Here is a 6,577-nt window from a genome sequence, read left to right as displayed (position 1 = left end):
GGCACGACTACCGGTGCTCGGCGTGGACTTCGACCCGGAAGCCGTGCGCACGCTGCGCCGCAGCAAGCTGCCGGTACGTTTCGGCGACGGCGAGGACCCGAGCTTTCTCGAATCGCTGCCGCTGCAGCATGCCGAATGGGTGGTCACCAGCTTTCCGCAGTGGGAGGCCAATCGCGCCTTTCTGCATGCGCTCAAGCATGCAGGGTTTCAGGGCAAGATTGCCGGCGTGGTGCGCGACGACCAGCATGGCAAGGCGCTGGATGCAGCCGGCGTCGCCCGCGTACTGAACCCCTTCACCGATGCGGCGGACTTCGCCGCGCGCAGCCTGATCGACGAGCTGGGGCAGAGGCCAAGCCACTGACCCGCGACCGCAAGGGATTCGAGGGCCATCCCGCACACAGTACTGGCAGACCAATGGCATTCAGTGATCGAATGCACAGCCGCTAACTTGCTATCAGTCGGTCCAATCGAGTGCGCCCATGAGTTCGAGCAACACCAGCAGCATCCCTGCCCCAGATGCCTATCCGTGCCACGGCGCCGCCGAGTACGGCGCCTGCCCCAGCTGCGCCAGTGGCGAGCGCCTGGGCTTCAGCTTCAGTTACGCCTTCCAGCCGATCGTCGATCTGCGCAGCCGGCAGATCTTCGCCCATGAGGCGCTGGTGCGCGGCATCGGCGGCGAGCCGGCACCCACTGTGCTGTCGCAAGTCACCGAGCAGAACCGCTTCCGTTTCGATCAGGCCAGCCGGGTCAAGGCGATCAAGACCGCCGCCAGGCTGGGCATGCAGAGCAAGCTGTCGATCAATTTCATGCCCAACGCGATTTATCGTCCCGAGCTGTGCATCCGCTCGACGCTGGAAGCCGCCCGTGCCCACGACTTTCCCATCGAGCAAATCATCTTCGAGACCGTCGAAGGCGAGCGCATCAACGACGGCAAGTGGCTGACCGAGGTGTTCCGCGAATACCAGCGCATCGGCTTTCTCACCGCCATCGATGACTTCGGTGCCGGCTTTGCCGGGCTCAATCTGCTGGCCGATTTCCAGCCGGACATCATCAAGCTGGACATGGACCTGATCCGCGGCATCGATCAGAGCCGCACGCGTCAGGCCATCGTCAGGGCGACGGTGGGGATGTGTGAGGAATTGGGTATCAAGGTGATCGGTGAAGGCGTGGAAACCGCCGACGAATGCAGCGCCCTGTTCGATCTGGGCATCCATCTGATGCAGGGCTACCTGTTCAGCCGGCCGCTGTTCGAGGCCTGTGGCCAGGCGGAACAGCTCGCCTGGCCACAGTGAGTTCAGCCGCGCAGCAGCTTGAGCAGTTCCTCTGCCGCCGCTTCCGATGAGGCCGGGTTCTGCCCGGTCACCAGCAGCCCGTCGACCTGCACGTAAGGCGCCCAGTCCGCGCCCTTGCTGTACTGGCCGCCACGCTCGCGCAGGCGGTCCTCGAGCAGGAACGGCACTACATCGGTCAGCTCCACACCCGCTTCCTCGCCATTGGTGAAGCCGGTGACGCGCTTGCCCTTGACCAGATACTCGCCATCCTTGCCGCGCACCTCGGTCAGTGCCGCCGGTGCATGGCAGACCGCGGCCACCGGCTTGTCGGCCTTGACGAAGGATTCGATCAGGGCGATGGAAGACGGGTTATCCACCAGATCCCACAACGGGCCGTGGCCGCCCGGGTAGAACACCGCATCGAAGTCCTCGGCGGAAACCTGATCCAGACGATAGGTGTTGGCCAGCAACGTCTGCGCCTCGCCATCGCCGTTGAAGCGCTCGGTAGCTTCGGTCTGGGCGTCAGGCTCGTCGCTCTTCGGGTCGAGCGGCGGTTCGCCACCCTCGGGCGACGCGAGCACCACCTGCGCCCCGGCATCCATGAAGACGTAGTACGGCGCGGCGAATTCCTCCAGCCAGAAGCCGGTCTTTTTGCCGGTGTCACCCAGCTGGTCGTGGGACGTGAGCACGATAAGAATTTTCATGGAGCCTCCTTGTTGAAGCGCGACGTGAACAGTTGAGACTGCCGCCGCGGGCACATTGCTCCGCGGCCAAATCACATCCATGAAAAAGGGCGCCGAAGCGCCCTCAAGAATCACCGTTCCGGTCAGATCCGAAAGCTATCCACCAGCTGCTTCAGGCGGCGCGCCTGCTGATCCAGATCGCCGCAGGCGCGCAGGGTCGACTGCAGGTTCTCCACGCCTTGCTGGTTCAGCGTGTTGATCTCGGTGATGTCCATGTTCAGCGACTCGATCACCGCGGTCTGCTCCTCGGTGGCGGTGGCCACCGACTGGTTCATGCCGTCGATCTCCCCGATGCGCTGGGTCACCTCGCCGAGGCGCTCGCCGGCGCGGTCGGCGATGGAGACGCTGGATTCACTCTGCCGCTGGCTTTCGGTCATGGTCTGCACCGAAGCGCCGGCACCGACCTGCAGCTGCTCGATCATCTGCTGGATTTCCTGCGCCGAGCTCTGGGTGCGATGCGCCAGGTTGCGCACCTCGTCGGCGACCACGGCAAAGCCGCGCCCCGCCTCGCCGGCCCGCGCCGCCTCGATGGCGGCGTTCAGCGCGAGCAGGTTGGTCTGCTCGGAAATGCCCTTGATCACCTCGAGAATCTGGCCGATGTCCACGGTCTTGGCATTGAGCGCCTCGATCTGCCCGCAGGACGCGCTGATCTTCGCCGACAGCTCGCGCATCGCGGCGATGTTCTGCTCGACCACCTGACGGCCGTCATTGGCCTGATGCCGCGCATTGCTGGCGTGTTGCGAGGCATCGGCGGCATTGCGGGCGATTTCCTGCGCCGCGGCACCCAGTTCGTTGATCGCCGCCGCGACGCTGTTGGTGCGGCTGGCCTGCTCGTCGGAGTTGGCCATCGAGGCATTCGAGGCATTGAGCACGCGTTGTGCCACTTCGTTGACCTGCAGCGTGGCCGAGGACACCTCGCGGATCGATTCATGGATACGCTCGACGAAGCGGTTGAAGGCGGTCGCCAGCTGACCGAACTCATCCTTGGACTGCACCGCCAGGCGCCGGGTCAGGTCGCCCTCGCCTTCAGCGATGTTGGCCATGGCGCGGCCCATGTCGGTGAGCGGACGCATCAGTACACGAATCAGCATGCCCAGCAGCAGCAGGATGAACGCCACGGCGGCAACCGTGGCGACCAGCGCGGTGGTGCGAAAACTGGCGAGGCTGGCGTAGGCCGCGTCCTTGTCCAGCGAGATGCCGACGTACCAGGTCACCGATGGCAGGCCCTGGACCCGGCTGAAGCTGAGGATGCGGGTCTGGCCGTCGAGATCGACTTCGGCATAGTTGGCGTCGAGCGACGGCGCATGACCGGGGAAGAGCTCACCGAGCGACTTCATCACCTTGGAGCTGTCCGGATGCACCAGGATCTTGCCGTCGCCGCTGGCCAGGAAGGCATAGCCCATGCCGTTGAAGTCCAGCGCGTTGATGATCTGCACCAGCACCTTGAGGCTGAGGTCACCACCAACTACGCCGAGCGCCTGACCGCCGGCCTGCGCCGGGGTTGCCGCGGTGATGATCAGCTCGTTGGTGGCAGCGTCCTGGTAGGGCTCGGTCAGCGTGGTGCGGCCGGCGGCCACGGCATCCTTGTACCAGGGACGCTGTCGCGGGTCGTAGCCGGATGGCAGTTCGAAGCGCGGATGCACGATGAACTCGCCATCGGCGCGGCCCAGGTAGCTGAAAGCGAAAGTCGAGCTCAGCGCGGGCTGCTTGACCAGCGCCTCCACCTGCTCGCTGGCGCTGTCACGGGCGACGGTCTGCGCCAGGCTTTCCAGCAGGACCAGCCGGCCGGATAGCCAGTTCTGGATGTTGTGCGCGGTCACCTCACCCATCTCGTCGAGGTAGCTCTCGAGATTGGCGCGAATGGCGTTGCGCTGCAGGTAGTCGTTGTAGAGGGTGAAAAGCGCGAAGGTCGCGATCACCACCAGGGAGGCGGCCAGCAGGATCTTGTGGCTGAATTTGAGGCTGTTGGTCATGGCAGCGAGTCCGGAACGGTTCGGGCTGGGCGAGCATCCTTGTCCCGTGCGCCTCCCTGGCTGTCACCCTGAATTGTCGGCCTCGTCCAGCGGAACTTTACGGTCAGATGACGACGATCAAGCGGGGGATCGTCTTTCCGACCAGTGGCCTGCGTGGCGCTCCAGCAGAGCGCCACGCGCGGCCTTGACGCGGTCTCAGCGACCGGCCAGCGCCGGCATCACCCGCGGACGCAACATCTCGCCAAGCACCGCCAGCGCACCGATCGCTCCGGCGATCCAGTACCAGCGCTGCAACGGGTCGAAGCCCAGCCAGCCAAGGGCATGCAGGAAGACCATGAGAATCAGGACCGGACAGACATAGCGCACCATGAACAGCCACAGCGCGTAGCCCAGCGGCGGCAGGTTCAGCTCGTCGCGCATGATCTCGCTGCGCAGCGCGTAGCCGGCCAGCAGCACGGTGAAGATCCCGCCCAGCGGCATCATCCAGCGCGAGGTCAGGTAATCCAGCCAGTCGAAGAAGTTCTTGCCCATCGGCGTCCAGCCCGACATCAGGTTGAACGAGAGCATCGCCAGCAGGCTGATCACCAGCAGCACCACGCCGGAACCCATTGCCGCCTTGATCCGCGAGATGCCGTGCTTCTCGTTGAGGTAGGCGACGGTGGCCTCGATCATGGAGATCGCCGAGGTCAGCGCGGCGATCGACACCATGGCGAAGAACAGCACGCCGAAGGCGGTGCCGAACGGCATCTGCTGGAAGGCCAGTGGCAAGCTCATGAAGATCAGGCCCGGGCCGGCAGTCGGGTCCATGCCGTTGGCGAAGATGATCGGGAAGATCGCCAGGCCCGCCAGCAGCGCGACGCAGGTGTCGGCGATGGCGACCATGAAGGTGGTGCGGGCGATGGACTGGTCATCCGGGATGTACGAGCCGTAGGTGAGGATCGCACCGGAAGCCAGGCTGAGGGTGAAGAATGCGTGGCCAAGCGCCGCCAGCAGCGCCTCGCCGGTGATCTTCGAGGTGTCGAAGCTGAACAGGAAGGCGAAGCCCTGATCGAAGCCACCGCTGGTGACCGCGTAACCCACGAGGATCAGCAGCAGCACGGCCAGCCCCGGCATCATCCAGCGCACCGCGTTCTCGATGCCCTTCTGCACGCCCTTGGCGACGATCCACAGCGTCAGCAGCGCGACCAGCAGGCTCCAGCCGCCGAGTTCCCACGGGTTGGAGTTGTGCGCCTCGAACACGCCACCCAATGCCTCAACGCTGGTCGCCGCCAGCGAGCCGTCGAGCATCTTCACCGTGTAGGCGAAGGCCCAGCCGGCGACCACCACGTAGAAGCAGAGGATCAGGAAGCCGGCGGTCATGGCCATGCCGCCCACCGCCTTCCACAGCGGATTGCCGTTGTTCTCGCGGACCACCCGGCCGATGGCGTCGATCGGGCTGCCACGGCCGCGGCGACCGATGGCGATCTCGCACATCATCACCGGTACGCCGATGGCGAGGATGCACAGCAGGTACATCAGTACGAAGGCACCACCGCCGAACTCGCCGGTGATGTAGGGGAATTTCCAGATGTTGCCCAGGCCCACGGCGGAGCCGGTTGCCGCGAGGATGAAGCCCCAGCGCGACAGCCAGAGGTTCTTCGGTTTTTCACGAGTCATACGTCACCTGTTTGTTGTTATCTGTGACGGGATCGGGACCGTCGCGCAGGGCGCGGCGGCGTGCAAGGCGGATTCAGTCGTTCATTGAGCGTCGGGCTGCACCTCCGGCGCGGCCTGCTGGAAGGCCGGAAGCGTCTCGCAGCGTGCAACGATCTCGAGAATGCGTGGATACGCCGCGAGGTCACAGGCAAAACGGCGCGCATTGTATACCTGCGGCATCAGGCATGCCTCCAGATAACCTGGCCGATCGTTCAGGGAAAGCCTGCCATCGAAACATTCCAGGCCCGCTTCCACGGCGGCGAGACCCTGACCGACCCAGTGCTGATACCACGCGTTCTTGGCCTCGTCGTCGACACCCAGTTCGGCGGAAAGGTACTGCAGCACGCGCAGGTTGTTCAGCGGATGGATCTCGCAGGCGATGTGCATGGCCAGGGCGCGCACCTGGGCGCGGCGAACCGGATCGTCCGGCAGCAGCGCCGGCACCGGGAACACTTCTTCGAGGTATTCCAGAATCGCCAGCGACTGGCTGATGCGCGCCCCACCGTTGGCTTCGTCAACCAGCAACGGCACCAGCTGCTGCGGGTTGAGGGCGCGGTAATCGGCCGCACGCTGCTGGCCGCCATCCTTGACCAGATGCACCGGCACCTGCCGGTAGGCCAGCCCCTTGAGGTTCAGCGCGATGCGCACCCGGTAGGCGGCACTGGAGCGCCAGTAACCGTAGAGCGTCAGCTCAGTGCTCATAGCGCTCGACCTGCTGATCGATAGCACCAAAGATGCTCTGCCCGGCGGCGTCGAACATCTCGATGCGCACCCGATCGCCGAACTTGAGGAATGGCGTCTTCGCCTCGCCGTGCTCGACCACCTCGAGCATGCGCTTCTCGGCCAGGCAGGACGAGCCGGCGCTGCGGTCGTAGTTCGACACGGTGCCCGAGCC

The 6,577-nt window shown here is 65.0% G+C and carries 6 protein-coding genes and 1 pseudogene; 2 read left to right on the top strand and 5 right to left on the bottom strand.

Annotated features, from left to right (window positions below; genetic code table 11):
* Both LO50_RS10090 and rimA read left to right on the top strand, forming a co-directional pair.
* Nucleotides 1-361: NAD(P)-binding protein (locus LO50_RS10090; protein WP_173425586.1), on the top strand; the 361-nt coding region annotated here is incomplete at its 5' end.
* A 118-nt stretch (nt 362-479) separates the two neighbouring features.
* The gene (gene rimA, locus LO50_RS10085) at nt 480-1,292 is read left to right on the top strand and encodes a S6 modification regulatory phosphodiesterase RimA (protein WP_044314892.1); all 813 of its coding nucleotides are present in this window, start codon (nt 480-482) and stop codon (nt 1,290-1,292) included.
* Between the two features lie 2 nt (nt 1,293-1,294).
* On the opposite strand, the gene LO50_RS10080 is transcribed toward rimA, so the two are convergent.
* From LO50_RS10080 to LO50_RS10060, 5 genes and pseudogenes are all read right to left on the bottom strand, one after another.
* Nucleotides 1,295-1,975, bottom strand: a complete 681-nt coding sequence (locus tag LO50_RS10080; protein ID WP_044314891.1) for a type 1 glutamine amidotransferase domain-containing protein — start codon at nt 1,973-1,975, stop codon at nt 1,295-1,297.
* A gap of 122 nt (nt 1,976-2,097) precedes the next feature.
* Nucleotides 2,098-3,987 carry a methyl-accepting chemotaxis protein gene (locus tag LO50_RS10075; protein ID WP_044314890.1) on the bottom strand — a complete coding sequence of 630 codons (1,890 nt, stop codon included), beginning with the start codon at nt 3,985-3,987 and terminating at the stop codon, nt 2,098-2,100.
* A 195-nt stretch (nt 3,988-4,182) separates the two neighbouring features.
* Nucleotides 4,183-5,643 carry a sodium-dependent transporter gene (locus LO50_RS10070; RefSeq protein ID WP_003281701.1) on the bottom strand — a complete coding sequence of 487 codons (1,461 nt, stop codon included), beginning with the start codon at nt 5,641-5,643 and terminating at the stop codon, nt 4,183-4,185.
* 81 nt (nt 5,644-5,724) lie between these two features.
* On the bottom strand, nt 5,725-6,384 hold the full coding sequence (gene maiA, locus LO50_RS10065) for a maleylacetoacetate isomerase (protein WP_044314889.1): 660 nt from the start codon (nt 6,382-6,384) through the stop codon (nt 5,725-5,727).
* Nucleotides 6,374-6,577 (bottom strand): annotated as a pseudogene (locus tag LO50_RS10060) (fumarylacetoacetate hydrolase family protein); the annotation flags it as partial. The gene maiA and the pseudogene LO50_RS10060, both read right to left, overlap by 11 nt.

This window comes from Stutzerimonas stutzeri, assembly GCF_000935215.1.
In the GTDB taxonomy this organism is placed as follows: Bacteria; Pseudomonadota; Gammaproteobacteria; order Pseudomonadales; family Pseudomonadaceae; genus Stutzerimonas.
The sequence above is the reverse complement of the archived record's forward strand: the minus strand, read 5'-3'. Positions and strand labels throughout refer to the sequence as shown.

Coding starts and splice junctions, on each gene's coding strand:
- rimA (WP_044314892.1), top strand. CDS start 480: ATGAGTTCGAGCAACACCAGCAGCATCCCTGCCCCAGATGCCTATCCG.
- LO50_RS10080 (WP_044314891.1), bottom strand. CDS start 1,975: ATGAAAATTCTTATCGTGCTCACGTCCCACGACCAGCTGGGTGACACC.
- LO50_RS10075 (WP_044314890.1), bottom strand. CDS start 3,987: ATGACCAACAGCCTCAAATTCAGCCACAAGATCCTGCTGGCCGCCTCC.
- LO50_RS10070 (WP_003281701.1), bottom strand. CDS start 5,643: ATGACTCGTGAAAAACCGAAGAACCTCTGGCTGTCGCGCTGGGGCTTC.
- maiA (WP_044314889.1), bottom strand. CDS start 6,384: ATGAGCACTGAGCTGACGCTCTACGGTTACTGGCGCTCCAGTGCCGCC.